Annotated in this window: 15 protein-coding genes; 9 read left to right on the forward strand and 6 right to left on the reverse strand. The window is 63.7% G+C overall.

Going from position 1 to position 15513, the window contains the following annotated elements; genetic code table 11:
* Positions 1–164: 164 nt before the first annotated feature.
* Together AC1DW2_RS16915 and cax are read left to right on the forward strand one after the other, a co-directional pair.
* Entirely contained in the window at positions 165–1226 is a 1062-nt protein-coding gene (locus tag AC1DW2_RS16915) for an isocitrate/isopropylmalate dehydrogenase family protein (protein WP_477006653.1), read from the forward strand.
* A gap of 335 nt (positions 1227–1561) precedes the next feature.
* Complete coding sequence (gene cax / locus AC1DW2_RS16920) at positions 1562–2662, forward strand: calcium/proton exchanger (protein ID WP_071915984.1); 1101 nt, start codon at positions 1562–1564, stop codon at positions 2660–2662.
* A gap of 94 nt (positions 2663–2756) precedes the next feature.
* Here the strand turns inward: cax and AC1DW2_RS16925 are convergent, their stop codons facing one another.
* From AC1DW2_RS16925 to AC1DW2_RS16935, 3 genes are all read right to left on the reverse strand, one after another.
* Positions 2757–3218 (reverse strand): hypothetical protein, encoded by a 462-nt coding sequence (locus tag AC1DW2_RS16925; protein ID WP_477006654.1) that lies wholly within the window; start codon positions 3216–3218, stop codon positions 2757–2759.
* A gap of 177 nt (positions 3219–3395) precedes the next feature.
* Positions 3396–4034 carry a hypothetical protein gene (locus AC1DW2_RS16930; protein WP_477006655.1) on the reverse strand — a complete coding sequence of 213 codons (639 nt, stop codon included), beginning with the start codon at positions 4032–4034 and terminating at the stop codon, positions 3396–3398.
* A gap of 9 nt (positions 4035–4043) precedes the next feature.
* Complete coding sequence (locus AC1DW2_RS16935; protein ID WP_477006656.1) at positions 4044–5246, reverse strand: hypothetical protein; 1203 nt, start codon at positions 5244–5246, stop codon at positions 4044–4046.
* Between the two features lie 222 nt (positions 5247–5468).
* Here AC1DW2_RS16935 and AC1DW2_RS16940 point away from each other — a divergent pair, with 222 nt between their 5' ends.
* From AC1DW2_RS16940 to AC1DW2_RS16950, 3 genes are all read left to right on the forward strand, one after another.
* Complete coding sequence (locus AC1DW2_RS16940; protein WP_477006657.1) at positions 5469–5681, forward strand: hypothetical protein; 213 nt, start codon at positions 5469–5471, stop codon at positions 5679–5681.
* 69 nt (positions 5682–5750) lie between these two features.
* The gene (locus tag AC1DW2_RS16945) at positions 5751–7745 is read left to right on the forward strand and encodes a LodA/GoxA family CTQ-dependent oxidase (RefSeq protein WP_477006658.1); all 1995 of its coding nucleotides are present in this window, start codon (positions 5751–5753) and stop codon (positions 7743–7745) included.
* Positions 7746–7753: 8 nt separating this feature from the next.
* Positions 7754–8755 carry an NAD(P)/FAD-dependent oxidoreductase gene (locus tag AC1DW2_RS16950; protein WP_477006782.1) on the forward strand — a complete coding sequence of 334 codons (1002 nt, stop codon included), beginning with the start codon at positions 7754–7756 and terminating at the stop codon, positions 8753–8755.
* A gap of 61 nt (positions 8756–8816) precedes the next feature.
* Here AC1DW2_RS16950 and AC1DW2_RS16955 read toward each other — a convergent pair whose 3' ends face one another.
* Positions 8817–9911: an amidohydrolase family protein gene (locus tag AC1DW2_RS16955; RefSeq protein WP_477006659.1), complete on the reverse strand. Its 1095-nt coding sequence runs from the start codon at positions 9909–9911 to the stop codon at positions 8817–8819.
* A gap of 322 nt (positions 9912–10233) precedes the next feature.
* Here AC1DW2_RS16955 and AC1DW2_RS16960 point away from each other — a divergent pair, with 322 nt between their 5' ends.
* The 3 genes from AC1DW2_RS16960 to AC1DW2_RS16970 all read left to right on the forward strand — a co-directional run bounded on the left by AC1DW2_RS16960 (position 10234) and on the right by AC1DW2_RS16970 (position 13262).
* Positions 10234–10587 (forward strand): UBP-type zinc finger domain-containing protein, encoded by a 354-nt coding sequence (locus tag AC1DW2_RS16960; RefSeq protein WP_085404475.1) that lies wholly within the window; start codon positions 10234–10236, stop codon positions 10585–10587.
* Positions 10588–11055: 468 nt separating this feature from the next.
* Complete coding sequence (locus AC1DW2_RS16965; RefSeq protein ID WP_477006660.1) at positions 11056–12831, forward strand: AMP-binding protein; 1776 nt, start codon at positions 11056–11058, stop codon at positions 12829–12831.
* Positions 12828–13262 carry a hypothetical protein gene (locus AC1DW2_RS16970; protein ID WP_477006661.1) on the forward strand — a complete coding sequence of 145 codons (435 nt, stop codon included), beginning with the start codon at positions 12828–12830 and terminating at the stop codon, positions 13260–13262. Before AC1DW2_RS16965 ends, AC1DW2_RS16970 begins: the two co-directional genes overlap by 4 nt.
* Here the strand turns inward: AC1DW2_RS16970 and AC1DW2_RS16975 are convergent.
* Positions 13231–13614: a YidH family protein gene (locus tag AC1DW2_RS16975; RefSeq protein WP_028150113.1), complete on the reverse strand. Its 384-nt coding sequence runs from the start codon at positions 13612–13614 to the stop codon at positions 13231–13233. The genes AC1DW2_RS16970 and AC1DW2_RS16975 overlap by 32 nt on opposite strands.
* 97 nt (positions 13615–13711) lie before the next feature.
* Positions 13712–14455 carry an SDR family NAD(P)-dependent oxidoreductase gene (locus AC1DW2_RS16980; RefSeq protein ID WP_477006783.1) on the reverse strand — a complete coding sequence of 248 codons (744 nt, stop codon included), beginning with the start codon at positions 14453–14455 and terminating at the stop codon, positions 13712–13714.
* A 145-nt stretch (positions 14456–14600) separates the two neighbouring features.
* Here AC1DW2_RS16980 and AC1DW2_RS16985 point away from each other — a divergent pair, with 145 nt between their 5' ends.
* The gene (locus tag AC1DW2_RS16985; protein ID WP_477006662.1) at positions 14601–15371 is read left to right on the forward strand and encodes a methyltransferase domain-containing protein; all 771 of its coding nucleotides are present in this window, start codon (positions 14601–14603) and stop codon (positions 15369–15371) included.
* Positions 15372–15513 lie beyond the last annotated feature (142 nt).

A 15513-nucleotide genomic window follows, 5' to 3' on the forward strand; every position in this document is an offset into this window, starting at 1 on the left:
CGCGTTGCTCCGGCGGCGTGGTGAAAGGGGACTTTTGGCATGTACTACGCCGAAGGCCGCTTCCACAGGCATATGCTTGCATGCTGTGTATGCGCGAAGGTCAGGCGATGCGGCCGGCGGCTAGCGTATGATCGTGCGAACTGCTGCAATCTTGGGGGATCACCATGCAAATCGTCGTTCTGCCCGGTGACGGCATCGGACCGGAGATCACGACCGCGACATCGGGCGTGCTGCGCGCGGCCTCCGAGCGATTCCAGCTCAATCTGCGCCTCGAGGAGCACGCGGTCGGGCATGCGAGCCTGAAGCTATCAGGCACGACGGTGCGCCCCGAACTGCTCGACATCGTCCGCGCCGCCGACGGCCTGATCCTGGGCCCGACCGCAACCTTCGACTTCAAGGACGAGACCCATGGCGAGATCAACCCGTCCAGGCACTTTCGCAAGAGCCTCGACCTCTACGCCAATGTCCGGCCAGCGCGCACCTATGCGGGGCGGCCCGGCCGGCTCGGCGAGTTCGACCTCGTCGTCGTGCGCGAGAACACCGAAGGGTTTTACGCCGACCGCAACATGGAGCAGGGCAATGGCGAGATGCTGGTCACGCCTGACGTCGTGATCTCGTTGCGCCGGATCACGCGCCTTTGCTGCGAGCGCATCGCACACGCCGCCTGCCGCCTGGCAATGAAGCGGCGAAGACATCTGACCATCGTGCACAAGGCCAATGTGCTCAAGATCGGCGACGGCATGTTCCTCGACATCTGCCGCGCGGCGGCGAAGGGCTATCCCGGCCTCGAAGTCGACGACATCCTGGTCGACGCCATGATGGCGCATGTCGTGCGCAACCCCGATCGCTTCGACGTCATCGTCGCCACCAACATGTTCGGCGACATCCTGTCCGATCTCACGGCCGAGCTCTCCGGCAGCCTCGGCCTCGGCGGCTCGCTCAATGTCGGCGACCGCTATGCGATGGCGCAGGCTGCACACGGCTCGGCGCCTGACATCGCGGGGCAGGACGTCGCCAATCCGGTCTCGCTGATCCTGTCGACCGCGTTGCTGCTGGCCTGGCATGGCGAGAAGACCGGCGCCGTCCGCTATGAGGAAGCCGCGCGTGCGATCGAAGCCGCGGTGGCGAAGGCGATCGGCGAGGGCAGGGCGACGCGCGACGTCGGCGGCAAGCTCGGCACGATCGCGGCAGGTGCTGCGATCGCGGAGATCTTGCAGGCGGAGTGAGCCATCGTCGCGGATGCCTGCGATTTTTTTGGGGGCCAACACAAAACTCGAAAAACAACCCCATGCACAGTAGAAGGCTCCTTGATCGATAAGGGATTTTCGGAGCGCGTCGCGACGACCTTCGTGACGGTGGTCACGTTGACCCGTCTGGCAAAACACTGGCATGATGCTATCGTGCCAGCGGTCGGGGACAAGGGCGCATTCTCATCATGCGCGACGTCCGCTTCCTGACGTCCAGTGGCCCGTCTCCTCTGGCCCGCTTGAGCCAGATCAAGACTCACCCCGCGGCGCCGCCGGACCTTTCCATCAACGCATCCATGGAAAGGGCGGCCCATATGACAACCCTGCTCAGGGAAATCCGGGATACACCTCTGCTCTGGATGCTGGTCTTCGTGCCCATCGTGCTGGTGGCGGAGGCGGTCGCCCCGCATTCCCACACGCTGCTGTTCGTGCTCGCCGTGCTTGCGATCGTGCCGCTGGCGGCGCTGCTCAGCCACGCCACCGAAGCGGTCGCCGCCAGAACCGGCGATGCCGTGGGTGGACTGCTCAACGCAACGCTCGGCAATCTGACGGAGCTGATCATCGCCATCACGGCGCTGCGGGCAGGCGAGTACATGCTGGTGAAGGCCTCGATTGCCGGCGCGATCGTCACCAACGCGACATTCATGCTCGGCGCCTGCCTGCTGCTCGGCGGCCTGCGCTATCATGTGCAGGAGTACAATCGTGCCGGCGCGCGGCTGTCGTCCGGCCTGTTGCTGATGGCAACGGTCGCCCTGCTGGCGCCATCGGCGGTCGCCGACCTCGAGCATCTGCCGCAGGACGGAGGCGTCATTCACAAGCTTAGCGTCGGCATTTCAGTCCTGCTGATCGCGGCTTACGCGCTTGGCCTGTGGTTCTCGCTCGGGACGCACAAGGAATTGTTCGCAAGCGCCGATCACGGCGAGCAGGAGGAAGCGCACTGGCCGATCGGGCTAGCCGTTGGAACCCTGCTGGCCGTCACCGTGCTGGTGGCGCTGGTGAGCGAGATCTTCGTGGAATCGGTGCAGAAGGCGGCGGAAACCTTCGGCATGAGTCCGGCTTTCGTCGGGTTCATCATCGTTTCGCTGGTTGGCGCCGCTGCCGAATTTGCAGTTGCCCTTGCCGCTGCGCGCAAGGACCGCCTCGACATGGTCGTCAGCATTGCGCTCGGCAGCGCCTCCCAGATCGCGCTGTTCGTTGCACCCGCGCTCGTGCTGCTCAGCTATGTCGTGGGACCGACGCCAATGAACCTTCAGTTCTGGCCTGGCGCCGTCACCATGGTGATGATCGCAACAGTCACGGCGACCTTCATCACCACCAGTGGACGCTCGGCATGGTTCGTCGGCGCCCTGATGATCTTCATCTACGCGGTGTTCGCGCTGACGCTGTATGTCGTCCCGCCGGCGGGCGAGGGATGAGGTGCACTCGCCCGCCGGCACAGGGGTGAATTGGCTCATCGGAGAATGGCGGCCCGTGGCGAGCCATCCTCCGAAGCGGCGAATACGTTTCCCGCTAGTAGGCCCAGTAGGCGCCGGTGGGCGGGCAATTGTCGCCGCCATAGCCATAGCCGTAGTTGCCGCCGCCGTAACCGTAATACGATGCGGCCGGGTAGCCGTAGCCATAGGCGGGATAACCGCCAGAGTAGCCACCGTAGTACCCGCCATAGCCGCCGTAATAGGCGCTCCGCGCGATTGCGCCGCCGACGACCGCGCCGGCGACCACACCGTAACCGAGGCCGCGATAGCCGTAGCCGCGATAACCCCAGCCGCCGCGGTAGCCCCAGCCGACGCCGCGATAGCCGTAGCCGCCGCCGCGCCAGCCGCCGACCCAGCGCACTTCGGTGGTGGTCTGATCGACCATCGATTTCATCGTCGAAAGATGCGTCGGGATCGGCCCGGCCTGAGCGATTGTGCCTGATAGCAGGGCGCCGGCTCCGGCGAGAACGAAGGTACGCAGGGAATTCGAGGATGTCATGATCGATCATCTCCTTGGCTTACGGGCGGCGCTTTCTGCGCGGCCGTACCCATTCCGGGATGGCAATGCCGCGGCGGGTTTGATCCAGATCAAGCGTCGACGGCGTATCCGGCCTGGACCTCGACGGGATCAATGTGCGATGCCGTCGGTAAGCACGCGCAGGCTCGTGGCGGGCGACTACTTCAAGTCGACCGTATCTTCCGCGATGATTTCTTCGTCGAATCCGGTCGTCCGCAACACGCGTACCGCGGCACGTTTGGCGCCGGCGAACTGATTGCGATCGACGTCCACCTCGGGGGTGGGGCGACTCACAGCGATCGTGTCCCACGTCGACTTGTTGTCCGGCTTGACCTGGACCGAGTAGGTCACGCCGGCGACGGGCTGCAAACCGCCGAGCTGGTCGATCCTCAATGGTCGCCGGCTGGCTGCCGCAGCCCCGGCGAGCTCAAGTCCGAAGGTGGCGCCTGCGGTCGGCCCGGGAGGTGCCGCCCCGGCCTCGTACCGGCTGATCTCCTTCCCCTTGAGCTGGAGGCTTACCGACTTCATGCCGCTCACCCGCGGAAGGTCCGCCTGAATCAGACCGACTTCGTTCGGCCGGTCGGGTTCAGCAGATGACCGGCGGATCACGACTGGCTCACGGTAGACTTCCTTGCCGGTGCCGTCGTAAGCCACGAGTTCCACATCCTTGTCGGTGGCGGCGTCCGACGCGATGGTGGAGACCGACGGGTTCACATACATGATCTTGCCGTCACCAGCGGCCTTGTTGATGGTGGCGACGACGTGAACGAATGATCCGGTCTTGATTTCGGTCTTCATCGGATCCTCCTAGGCGACCGGCGGACCGAGGGCGTCCTCTTCCAAAAGCCGGGTCATTATCGCCTGGTAAGTGTACGCCGATAGCCACTGGTTGTCTGCATAGGTCATCACGTCGTGATATGTGAGCCCCGGCAACGCAGCGGCCGGCAAGCCGAGTTCGTGATCCCCGGTGTCGACACCGACATATTTGTTATCCGGCTTGCTGATACAGCCGTTCTCATAAGGGAATGTCGGATCGCTCGCGTCCTGCGCGGCGGGGGGAAATCCCGGATGAAACCGGCCGAACGTATGTCCGAGTTCGTGAGCACCGTACCAGTCGGCGTATGACGCGTCGCGATCGCCGGCAAAGCCGTTCGGCACGCCCGCGGGTCCGGAAGCGACGGTGTCCGGCTGGGGCGTGCCCGGAATGGCGAACGCCTTTCCTCGCATGAAGTTGTTGGACGCGTTATCGTCGACGAGACCGTAATAGTGCGTGCGCGGGTCGACGCCGCTGCTCACCTCGCGGCTTCGCAGCGCGGCGATCTGGGCATTGGCGAGATCGACCGTCGAGTCGTCGAACGGCGCGGCAAAATCCGCGTCCACCACCATGTGGGACCATTCGAGCGCGGCGACAGGATAGGCGCGGTTGAGAAACGACCTGAGATACGAAAAGTGGACCGCCGCGGGGGTGACGGTCGTCGTGCCGGCCTTGTATCGAAGACCGATCACCCGGATGCGCAGCGGCGGCGCCGCCGTGAATGTGACGGGCGCGATGTTGAACGCCGCCGCCGGAAGGTCGCCGCCTCCGGGCTGAAAGATGCGGCTGATGCGCAAGCTGAGTGTGCCCGCGCCGATGGCCGCGGCCGGCAGGCGGAAGTTCAGGCTCTTGTCGATGTCTTCCCGCTGCTCGCGGAGACTGAAGGGCGAGCCCGGGTCCACCCGAAGCGAGTTGAGGGCCGGGACGAACGTGTCGCCTCCGCCGCTCCGGCTCCACGCAATTTCCGCGGTGATCTGACCGGGCTGCGACACCGAAGTCGGTTCAAGATAGAGGCGAACGAGCGTCGCCTTATCGGCGACCAGCGGCACCGAATTCGTCACGTCCTGAACGCACTGGACGATCTCGACGCCGCGCACCTGCACGCCGGTCTGCGGCTGAGCAAGGCCGAGCGGGCGGCGCTTGCGAGGTTTGAGTCTGGGAACGCCCGAGCCGCGATGCACGCACATCATGCACATGGTGTTGTTCCGGCTTTGATGACCCGTAACGCGAGCTTCGCTTTGTCGCGTGGACTTTAGGTCTACATTGATACTATACTACTCGCTATAATTGAACAAAGCCAACCCTTCGGATCGGTCATTTGGACGCAGCGCGGTTGACATAGCCTGTTGTCGGAGCCGGTCGCGAAAGGCCCCCGCACAGCAAGTTCTGCGGCGAATTATTTGCGCGGAGGACGTTCGATGCTGCATCGCTTTCAGTCGCGTGGGCTCGGCGCGGCAGCTGCTCCGCAGAGCACCGCGCCACCACGTTCGGAGTTCGAGCCGATCGAGGACATCCGCCCCTCGTTCATCGACAAATTCCAGAGGCGGCGGATCGAGGCCGGCGAGAAGTCCGCCGCCCTGAGGCGCAGCCTGAACGGACAGCCGATCGACGAGCCGGAGCATCCGCGCTGATGGTCTCGCGGCAGGTCTCGTGCGACGCCTCCGTTTTTGGACAATCCCTTTTGATATCGAGGTCAGACGATGATCGATCCAAACGCAATTGCAGCGTTGAAAGTCTATCCGCCCATCGGCGTCGCCCGCGTTGGCAACGCGCAAGGCGCCGACGACTACGTCATCGGCCCCGAGACGATCGGCGGTGCGCCGAGCTTGCCCGGCACGACGCCGGAGCAGCCGGCTCGCTTTGTCGGGGACTTTCGCACCGCGAACGGCGAGATCAAGCGGCAAGCCGCACGCTTCCGCATCTACGCCCACATGAAGGACGGCAGCGTGCAGGAGGTGACCGCTGCATCCGCGAAGATCGAGTGGCGCGTCTGCATCGCAAACCTCAAGGCCGGCTGGTACGAGTTCAACCAGGCAATGGACCTCGGCCCGCTGAGCCAGAGCGCGTTGCAGCGAAATCGCGAGCTGGTTTTGCCAGACGCCAGGTGGAAGCTCGACATCACGCCAACCCCGCGAAGCATCGCGGGGCAGGGGGCTGGCCCGATCAGGCTGGACGATGGCGCGTTCTGGGCTTCGCCGGTCTATCTCGGCGAGCTTCGTACCGATGACGAGGGGCGGCTGATCTTCCTCGGCGGCAATGGAGTTTCGCGGCCTTTCCGCAAAGGGACCCGGCCCCTGACTTTCGCCAACAATCCAGGTTGGCACGATGACGTCAGCGACGGGCCGGTGCGGGCGCAAGTGATATTTGCGGGGCATGCACCGATCGATGCGGAGCCCGGCTATGTCTGCGTTACGCCGCCGAATTACGCGCCGGGGCTGTTCGGTCTCGTCACGATGGACGACGTGGTGCGGGAGGTGTTCTACGACAAGAGCTGGATTCCACGACCGGTCAAGACCTCGTTCGTCAACGACGTGCAACCGATCTTTCAGCGCCTGACCGGACTGCAATGGGTCAACCACGGGCTCTTCGTCGTTCATGGCTTTGGCTCGCCGCTCGACGCGCAGAATGCGCAAGTCCTCGCCAAGCTCAACGACGCGTCTGCTGCGAATGCGGCGTGGCGCACGGCCGTGCTGGCGTTGTTTCGCGATCCAGGCGCGGGCGGCGCACTGATCGAAGATCAGATAGCGCAGGTGTTCGGCGATGCGGTCGACCAATTCTTCGAAGGTCCGCCGAAGCCCTCGAATTCGCTGCTTGCCGTGACGAAGACCCAGTACGCGCATCTCAAGCGCTGGGCTGCTGGAACATTCGACGCCGACGGGCCGTCGCACCAGCCGGCGCAGCCGCACGACTTCTCTGCCCTGGCTCCCGAGGTCCAGGTCATGCATCTCGAGCGCGCATCCTTGCACGATTGTCTCGGCGGCCCATTCCATCCCGCGATGGAGATGACATGGGTGATGCGGATTCCGCTGATGTGGGCATCGGCGTATCGGCTGAAGGTCCTGGCCGGCGAGCAACCAGCGCGGCAGGACTTCGGGGGCACTCTCACGCCGGCGGTCTGCACCGGCGCGAACGGCCCACACGACGGTGTTGCCGCCGGCTGCCTCACCCGTTTCCTCGGCGTGCCCTGGCAGACCGATCATACCTCGTGCAATTCGGCGGCCGACTACTTCCCGTCGACGTTCCTGTCGATGCCGACGTTCTGGGGACCGCGTGCCCCGGATCAGGTTCTGGCAGACGGAAACTATCTGCGTGCGGCCRCCATCGCGCCTCTCGGCCAGGCGACGCAACAGCAGACCTTCAAGCACCTGATGAACCGGGTCGACTGGTTGCGCGACATCCGCGGCAACGATTACTATGACCGCCTGTCGAACATGATTGCGGAATGGTCCGAGCTCGGCATGGTGTTGCCGGTGAAGAACGCGCCTGCAGCTCTGCCGGTGCAGGATCTGCGGGTCGAGCAGGGACGCCGCGACAACAACGGGCCGATCGATGTCACGGCCGATCCGAAGTACCACGCGGTCGAAGACATGGAGAGCCTTTTCTTGCCGCAGACGACAGCAGGCCTGGCGCAGCGGCGCGGCGCACGCAAGACGGCTCCACCGCCGAAGCGGACCTATCGCCCGGGCGAGATCTGACCTTGGACGTGCTGCGCACCGACTGTCTCGTGGTCGGCGCCGGGCCTGCCGGCTTGACCGCCGCACGCCTGCTGGCCCTTAGGGGCCGCACGGTTATTGTCGCAGATTCCGGCGTCACGCCGACGACGCGGCTTGAGCTCCTTGCCCCGGCCTCGCTCGTCACTGTCGCGGCGGTAGGACTTGAACATCTGCTCGACGATCCGGCGATCGCCCGAGCCTGTCTCGGGATTCGGCGAACACACCGTTCGGGCGCGTCGGACTACGAGGACTTTCTGCGTCATCCCAGCCGCGTCGGCTATGTGGTCGATCGCGTCCGTTTCGACGAGCGCCTTCGCGACGAGGCTGTCGCTGTCGGGGTTACGTTTTGCGGGCTGCGCGCAATCGGCGTCACGCCGGACCGCGGCGTTATCTGTCGTGCGAGTGATAGCGCTCGGGCGAAGCTCGTCCTTGCGGAGATCGTTGTCGATGCAACGGGGCGCGCCGCCGCGATTGCGCGGCGCCGGGGCGCGCGCGTGGCCGCCCGGGATCGCATGGTCGCCGAACTGGTCGAGGATGCGGCTGACGGCGCGACGGCCGGTTCCGCATCGTGGCTCGAATACAGCAGCGATGGACCGACCTGGTCTTACCGCATCAGTGGGCCGCGAGGGCGTGTGCAGACTTGGCGCATTCGCAGATCCGGCACACCGGCTGGAGATGCGCTGCTCAGCGTGGACGCGTCGGCTTGCCTCCTCTCGGAGGCCGCGGGCGAAGGTTGGATTGCAGTGGGCGATGCGGCGATGGCGTTCGATCCGATTGCCTCTCAGGGGCTGTTCAACGCATTGTCGTCCGCTTTGGTCGCGACGGGTGCGCTGTTGTCGGCTGATCGGCTGAGCCCGACCTCGGCGCGATTGTATTCCGACGCGGTCGCCACAACATTCCTTCACTGCGAAGCAGGCCGTATCAGCGTCTATGGCACCATGCCTCCGGCGCCGCAGTCATGGGCCGATCCGGCAAAAACGATCGCGCAATGAAGCATGATTTCGCAGGCCGATCGGGCTCCGAAGCCCGCTCCACGCTTTTCGGGATGATCCTCTAACCCTGCAGCCGGGGAACGAGACGTGTCGCGTTCTGATGGCCGATCGCATCGAGATCGTCTGTCGAGAGGCCAAGCTTCTGCAACTGCGCGAACTGGCCAAGGCTGAAGTACGGATAGTCGCTGCCATAGGTGATCTGCGAGGCGGGCACGAGCTTGAGCAGCGCGGCCATGGACGGCGCGAAAGTCGCATTCGCGGTGTCGTAGTGAAGCCGGCGTAGTTCGCCTTCGATTCCGTCCGGCGCAAACTCCTTCAGGTCGGGCCGCGCCCCATAGAATGAATTGATGCGCCCGGCCATCATCGGTATCGTGCCGCCGGCGTGCGAGAATAGCCATCTGATGTCGCGGTGGCGGGCGAATGCGCCGCTGAGCAGAAGGCTCGTCACGGTCCGTGTGGTGTCGTGCGGGACTTCGATCACCGCCGGGAACGTGCCGACACTGAGCGCGCTACAGCAACTCGCGACCAGCGGATGCACATAAACGACCGCCTTGCGACGGTTCAGCTCCTCGAACACCGGCCTGTAAGCGGCATTGCCGAGCCATTTGTCGCCGTAGCTGCTTTGCAGCCCGATCCCGTCCGCCTTCAGCGTGTCGAACGCATATTCGATCTCCCTGAGCGTGGCATCGACGTCCTGCATCGACAAGGTCGCGAACAGGCCGAAATGGCCCGGATGGTCGCGCATCATGTCCGCCGCGTACTCGTTGCAGGCGCGCGCGAGCCGGCCGGCTTCCGCCGGCCCGAGGTCGAACCACACGCCTGGCGTGGAGGCGACCGACAGGATGCCTGTGCGTATGCCATTGCGGTCCATGTCCTCGACGAGCTTCTCGCGGGTCCAGGCCACCTGGCCGGGAAAGTGCGGCTGCTTGCGTGCGTCTTCGTAGCCAAGCCAGAGCTTTTGATACTCAGGCGGATAGAAATGAAGGTGAGTATCGATCAGCGCCGGCCCGGCCTGTCCGTGTACCGCAACGGCGGGGATGGCCGAGGCAAGGCCAAGCGCACCGACGCCAGCGAGGAAGCCGCGGCGCGACGAGGGCGGGCCGTAGCAGGTGGGGCAGGCGTGATGCCCTCGAGATTTTTGATCCCATTTGTTCATGTTGCACGTCTCCCGTGACGAACTGGCAAAGCCAAGGCCTGTGGTGCTTCTATCGGCAGAACGTTTCGTCCCTCCGCTGTCTGTGGTGCGGCCGCAGCGGGGCAATGATTGTTGGGGATTGGAATACGCCGATTTTTCGTCGCCGAACGATGCCTCGCGTCACGCCTGTGCATCGCCGCCGCAACTTTGTGTGAACGCCTCTCCAATTCTCCCGCGAGATGCTCCCTGATGTCGCGAGGTTGACCCGTCGGGCGAAACACTGGCAAAATGCGATGGCGGCGAAGATTTGCGATGACCGCAATCACTTTCAGTGAGTGGATCGATGAAGTCTGACAGGGATGGCATCAACCTCGCGGCCAAGCCAAGCGGAACGGGTTGCGCGGAATGCTCGGCTGCTGGCGGATGGTGGTTTCATCTTCGCAGATGTGTCGAATGCGGTCACATCGGCTGCTGTGATACGTCACCCAATCAGCATGCAACGAAGCATAACGCGGCGACGGGTCACCCGATCATCACGAGCTTCGAGCCGGGCGAACGGTGGTTTTACGACTATCGCACGGGACAGCCCTTCGCGGGCCCGAAGCTGCAAGGCCCGCACGCGCATCCGTTGGACCAGCCGGTGCCCGGGCCGGACGGCGCGGTGCCTCCGGACTGGCAATCGCTGCTGCATGAATAGGTCGCAGCCTCTGGCAACTGGTCCATAGCCGACGAGCGCGTTTAGCAGCGGGGTTGCTTCCGGGCATCGCGCGTGAACTCACGGGCGGACGTCTTGCGCGAACTCTCGGCACCCGTGAATCCCCCATTGGAACCCTCACTGGTGTCCGTGGCGCCGGATCAGCGACATTGCAAATGCAACGCGATCCTCGCGAAGATGAAATTCTCACGCAACGTAGCATCGAGATATTGCCCTCCCGACGTTCTGCAGGAGCCTCATTGCGCGTGAGGACTACAGATCGTTTGCGTCGATCGCCGCCGCCTCAGCCGGGCCTTCGCGGATATCGAAAGGAGAAAGCCTGTGCAGCCTGCTCTCGACCATTCTGCTTCCACGCCATATTGTTCTATGCCTTCACCACCGACCGACATCGAGGTCACGAGAAGGGATGACGGCACCCTGATATTGCGATCGCGGATTATGCTCGCTGGAGTGAGCGGGACGATTTGCGCATACCTTCCCCACTGGGCTCAGGAAACGCCGGACCGCGTCTTTCTCGCGCAACGAACCCGCGACAATGCATGGCAGTCGATCAGCTATGGCGAATTCTGGTCTCGAGTGCGCTCGGTCGGGCAGGCGCTGATTGATCGGGGTGGCGCAGCGGGCGATACGCTGGCCATCCTGTCCGGCAATTCGATCGAGAATGCGGTGATCCAGTTCGCCGCGATGTCGATCGGTCTGCAGGTTGCGCCGATCTCGCCAAGCTACAGTCTTCTGCCAGGTGGCCTCAGCCGCATCGAAGACATCGCGAAGGTCCTCACGCCGAAGTTTGTGTTTGCCCAGAAGGCGGATCCCTTCGTGCAAGCCCGTGCCATTCCCGGCTTTGCGCAGGCCGAATGGATAACGGCGGAAGAGGCGGCGGATACCACGCCGCTGTCGGAGCTATCCGCCGCGACACCGGGTCACGCGTTTGAGGCGGCGTTCGCAGCACTCGGACCGGAGACCGTCGGCAGAATCCTGTTCACGTCGGGATCGACCGGCTCTCCCAAGGGAGTGATCAATACCCATCGCATGATGTCGAGCGTGCTGCAGATGGCCGCTCAGGTCACACCGGTCTCGCAGCCCCTGGTTCAGATCGAATGGCTGCCCTGGCATCATACCATGGGCTGCAACGTCATACTGAATGGGATTCTGAAGAACGGCGGCTCTCTCTATATCGACGATGGCCGACCGACGCCCGAAGCGTTTCATCGAACAATCGCCAATCTGCACGACGTTTCTCCGACGGCCTCATTCAATGTCCCAACCGGTTACGCGTTGTTATGCGCCGCGCTCGGCGAGGATCCAGACCTGAGGCGGAAGTTCTTCCATCGCATCGACAGAATGATTTTCGGGGGCGCGGCGATCCCGGCGTCCGTAATGGCAACGCTTCAGGAATATGCAATCGAAGTCCGCGGCGAGCGAGTTCCGATTTTGGCCGGATACGGTGCCACGGAAGCCGGGCCGACCATCTGCGTGTCTTATCGACCGTGCGAAGCGCCGGGAGAGATCGGCTTGCCGGCACCCGGCATCGAACTCAAGCTGGTTCCGGCGATGGACGGTTACGAGGCGCGGGTCCGTGGCCCGAACGTCATGCCCGGTTATCTCGGATTACCCGAATTGTCCGCAGCAGCATTCGACGAAGAGGGCTTCTATCGGGTAGGCGACGCGGTCTCGTTCATCGATCCCGCCGATCTCTGCCGCGGCCTGAGGTTTTCCGGGCGTCTCTCGGAGAATTTCAAAATGATGACAGGCACGTGGGTGCTCGTCGGCGAGCTGCGTGCCGCCATCCTGAACCGGATGGGCGGCGTGCTGCAGGATCTGGTCATCGGAGGCGAGGGCCGCGATTCTCTCGTCGCGCTGGTATGGCTCAATCCGGACCGTGCAAGGCGACATGCTAACGGCGCAACAGGCGCGGATTCCGGTGACACCCTTTCATTGGATTCCGGCGTTCGCGCATACGTCCATCGGGTCTTGACCGAGCATAACCTGGCGGCAGCGACCAACGCGCGGATATCGGCCGTTGCCATCCAGATCCAGCCGCTGTCGCTCGCGGCAGGCGAGACAACGGACAAGGGCTACATCAATCAGCGCGGGGTCCTGAAGAACCGTTCCGCCATTCTCGACAGTCTCTATAGCGGAGCAGCCTCGCCGCACATCATCCGGCTTGCCTCTCATCCACGCGCGTTGTCGACGGCAGGAAATGCAGTCACGTCGACTGATGCATGACCAGAGAGCCCGGCCGCCGACCGAGCGTGTTTCTTAAAGGGACCGCCTCTGCGTCATTGACGGCGGCGACGCCAGTAGATGTGGACGAGTGTGCGGCGAACGCCGCAACCCCAACGCGCCGCCGCGGCGATGCCGCAGCCGGCCCTGCCTTTCATTCAACCCGCGAAGCCCAAATTCTCACCATTGGCCTCGGCTTGCTCATTTCGGCAACTTGGAATATGTATAGACATGCGGTCTATCATCGCGGCCGCAACATCACGTCAGTCAACACCGAGGTCGGCCCCGATTTGATCCTGATGGACGAGCCGTTCGGCGCTCTCGATGCCCAGACCCGTATGGTGATGCAAAGCGATCTCCAGACGTTGTCGATGGAAGCCGGCGCCACCGCTAGGTCCAAAGTCAGAGCGCAAAATAGACGGTCATCGCTGTAACGATCAGGCCCAGCACAACGGCGAGCACCAGTTCTGTCTTGATGCCGCCGGCGGAATGAGATTGTGCATCGTCAATCATTCGGCCAGTCCTGATGAAGCGAAAGAGCGAAATCACGATGATTGCGATCCCGATCGCGATCAGCGCGAGGCCGTCATAGTGACTGAACGCTCCCGTGAAGCGATCGAATTGCAGTCGGGACCCGATCTCCGTCCTGTTGGCTTCAGCGATAGTTCGGACGAAGAGGTTGAATTTCTCGACGACAAAGCCAAACGCGATGATTGCGATGCCCGTCCTGACCCAGGCGAGAAAAGTCCGCTCGTTTGCCGCGTGGTCTGAGTATCTCTCAATCATCGAGACCTCTCTGGTTGCTGTCGATGGGGTTCGTCGCGCGCTATTCCCGCAGGAGCGGAGCGGCGGGGCGCACTGTATGCGAAGCCAGGGCAAGCCCTCAGAACTGATACCGCCGCAGCCCCCCATCCACCGGGATCACCGTGCCCGTGATGTACCTTGCCACCGGTGAGGCCAGAAACACCGCGAGCGCCGCGAGATCCTCCGGCTCGCCCCAATAGCCGACCGGGATCTCTTCCTCGGCAAAGCGCTCGCGATAATCCGGCGGATAGTTGCGGCGGATCTGCTCGCTCATGATGCGGCCGGGCGGGATGCAGTTGATGGTGATGCCGTGCTCGCCGATCTCGCGCGACAGGCCCTTGGCCCAGGCGTGCACGGCGGCCTTCGCGGCGAACGCAGCGTTGAGGCCTTCCGGCTCGGACTTGCCGGTGATGTTGACGATGCGGCCCCATTTGCGTTCGATCATCTGCGGCAGCAGCGCATGCGCGATGCGGCGGTAGCTGGTGAAGTTCAGCGCGATCGCCTCGTCCCATTTGCTGTCGGTCGCATCGACCGGCAGCGGGCGGCTGCCGCCGGCATTGTTGATGAGGATGTCGACATGGCCGAGCTCCTTTTGCGCAAAGGCCGCGATGTTCTCCGCGGCGTCCTTGGCCATCACGTCCTGCTCGAACGGCGTGATCAGGCCGGAGCCGACTTCCTTCACCAGCTCGGCAAGGAGATCAGTGCGCCGCGCCACGCCGACGAGGCGGACGCCTTCGGCAGCCAGGCCCTTGGCGATGGCGCGGCCGATGCCGATGCTCGCCCCTGTCACGACTGCGGTTTTCGATTTGAGCCCGAGGTCCATGGTCACACGCTCTCTTGTTTGCTTTTTGCTTCTTGTCGTTCGTTTCCTGCCCGTCCCGCGGGCTTCGCGAATTGCCTGAGCGGGACGAGCAGTGGTAACCAAGAGCCTCGACGAAGGAAACACGAAAAAGAAAAGGCGTTGAGCAATGGTCTGGGATCCGCAGCAATACCTGAAATTCTCCGGCCATCGGCTTCGGCCCGCCGTCGACCTGTTGATGCGGATTCCGGATTTCGCCCCGCGCGCGATCGCCGATCTCGGGGCAGGGGCCGGCAACGTGACAAAACTGATCAAGGAACGCTGGCCGGACGCGACCGTGACCGGTGTCGAGGGCTCGGCCGAGATGGTGGCCGCGGGCCGCAAGGCGGCGCCGGATGTGGAATGGTCGCACGAGGATCTCGGCCATTGGCGCCCCGCCAGGCAATACGATTTGATCTATTCCAATGCCGCACTGCACTGGCTGCCCAATCATGCGGCGCTGTTTCCGTCAGTCATGGCGAAGGTGACGCCCGGCGGCATGCTTGCGGTGCAGATGCCGCGCAACTTCCTCGCGCCATCGCATGTGCTGATCGGTGAGACGGCGCTGAACGGTCCGTGGCGGTCAAAGGTCGAGCATCTCGTCACCCCGCCGCCGGTCGAAGGGCCGGCCTTCTATCATGATCTGCTGGCGCCGCTTTCCCAGAACGTCGACATCTGGGAGACCGAGTATCTGCAGGTGCTCGAAGGCGACAACCCCGTGAAGGAATGGACCAAGGGGACCTGGCTGACGCGCTATCTCGACATCCTGCAGGGCGACGAGAAGGCCGCGTTCGAGGCCGCCTATGGCGAGCGGGTGGCGAAGGCCTATCCGAAGAATGCGGCGGGGCAGACGCTGTTTCCGTTCCGGCGTCTGTTCATGGTCGCCCAGCGCAAGAGCTGATCGCACTGCCGCAATGCGACATAAACCGTTCGCAACCCGGGACTGGAAGCAGGTCCCGGGTTGCGCGGACAACAGCCATCAAGCTAGCTTGCCTGCGGCAAATTGGGCTTAGGTCTAGTTGTTCGGGTGGTGGATTGCTGCC

The sequence above is a fragment of the Bradyrhizobium sp. P3_C3 genome, from assembly GCF_056402655.1.

Bases quoted from the DNA above. Each gene is read 5' to 3' on its own strand.
- AC1DW2_RS16915 (WP_477006653.1), top strand. From the start codon at position 165: ATGCAAATCGTCGTTCTGCCCGGTGACGGCATCGGACCGGAGATCACG.
- cax (WP_071915984.1), top strand. From the start codon at position 1,562: ATGACAACCCTGCTCAGGGAAATCCGGGATACACCTCTGCTCTGGATG.
- AC1DW2_RS16925 (WP_477006654.1), bottom strand. From the start codon at position 3,218: ATGACATCCTCGAATTCCCTGCGTACCTTCGTTCTCGCCGGAGCCGGC.
- AC1DW2_RS16930 (WP_477006655.1), bottom strand. From the start codon at position 4,034: ATGAAGACCGAAATCAAGACCGGATCATTCGTTCACGTCGTCGCCACC.
- AC1DW2_RS16935 (WP_477006656.1), bottom strand. From the start codon at position 5,246: ATGTGCATGATGTGCGTGCATCGCGGCTCGGGCGTTCCCAGACTCAAA.
- AC1DW2_RS16940 (WP_477006657.1), top strand. From the start codon at position 5,469: ATGCTGCATCGCTTTCAGTCGCGTGGGCTCGGCGCGGCAGCTGCTCCG.
- AC1DW2_RS16955 (WP_477006659.1), bottom strand. From the start codon at position 9,911: ATGAACAAATGGGATCAAAAATCTCGAGGGCATCACGCCTGCCCCACC.
- AC1DW2_RS16960 (WP_085404475.1), top strand. From the start codon at position 10,234: ATGAAGTCTGACAGGGATGGCATCAACCTCGCGGCCAAGCCAAGCGGA.
- AC1DW2_RS16970 (WP_477006661.1), top strand. From the start codon at position 12,828: ATGACCAGAGAGCCCGGCCGCCGACCGAGCGTGTTTCTTAAAGGGACC.
- AC1DW2_RS16975 (WP_028150113.1), bottom strand. From the start codon at position 13,614: ATGATTGAGAGATACTCAGACCACGCGGCAAACGAGCGGACTTTTCTC.
- AC1DW2_RS16980 (WP_477006783.1), bottom strand. From the start codon at position 14,455: ATGGACCTCGGGCTCAAATCGAAAACCGCAGTCGTGACAGGGGCGAGC.
- AC1DW2_RS16985 (WP_477006662.1), top strand. From the start codon at position 14,601: ATGGTCTGGGATCCGCAGCAATACCTGAAATTCTCCGGCCATCGGCTT.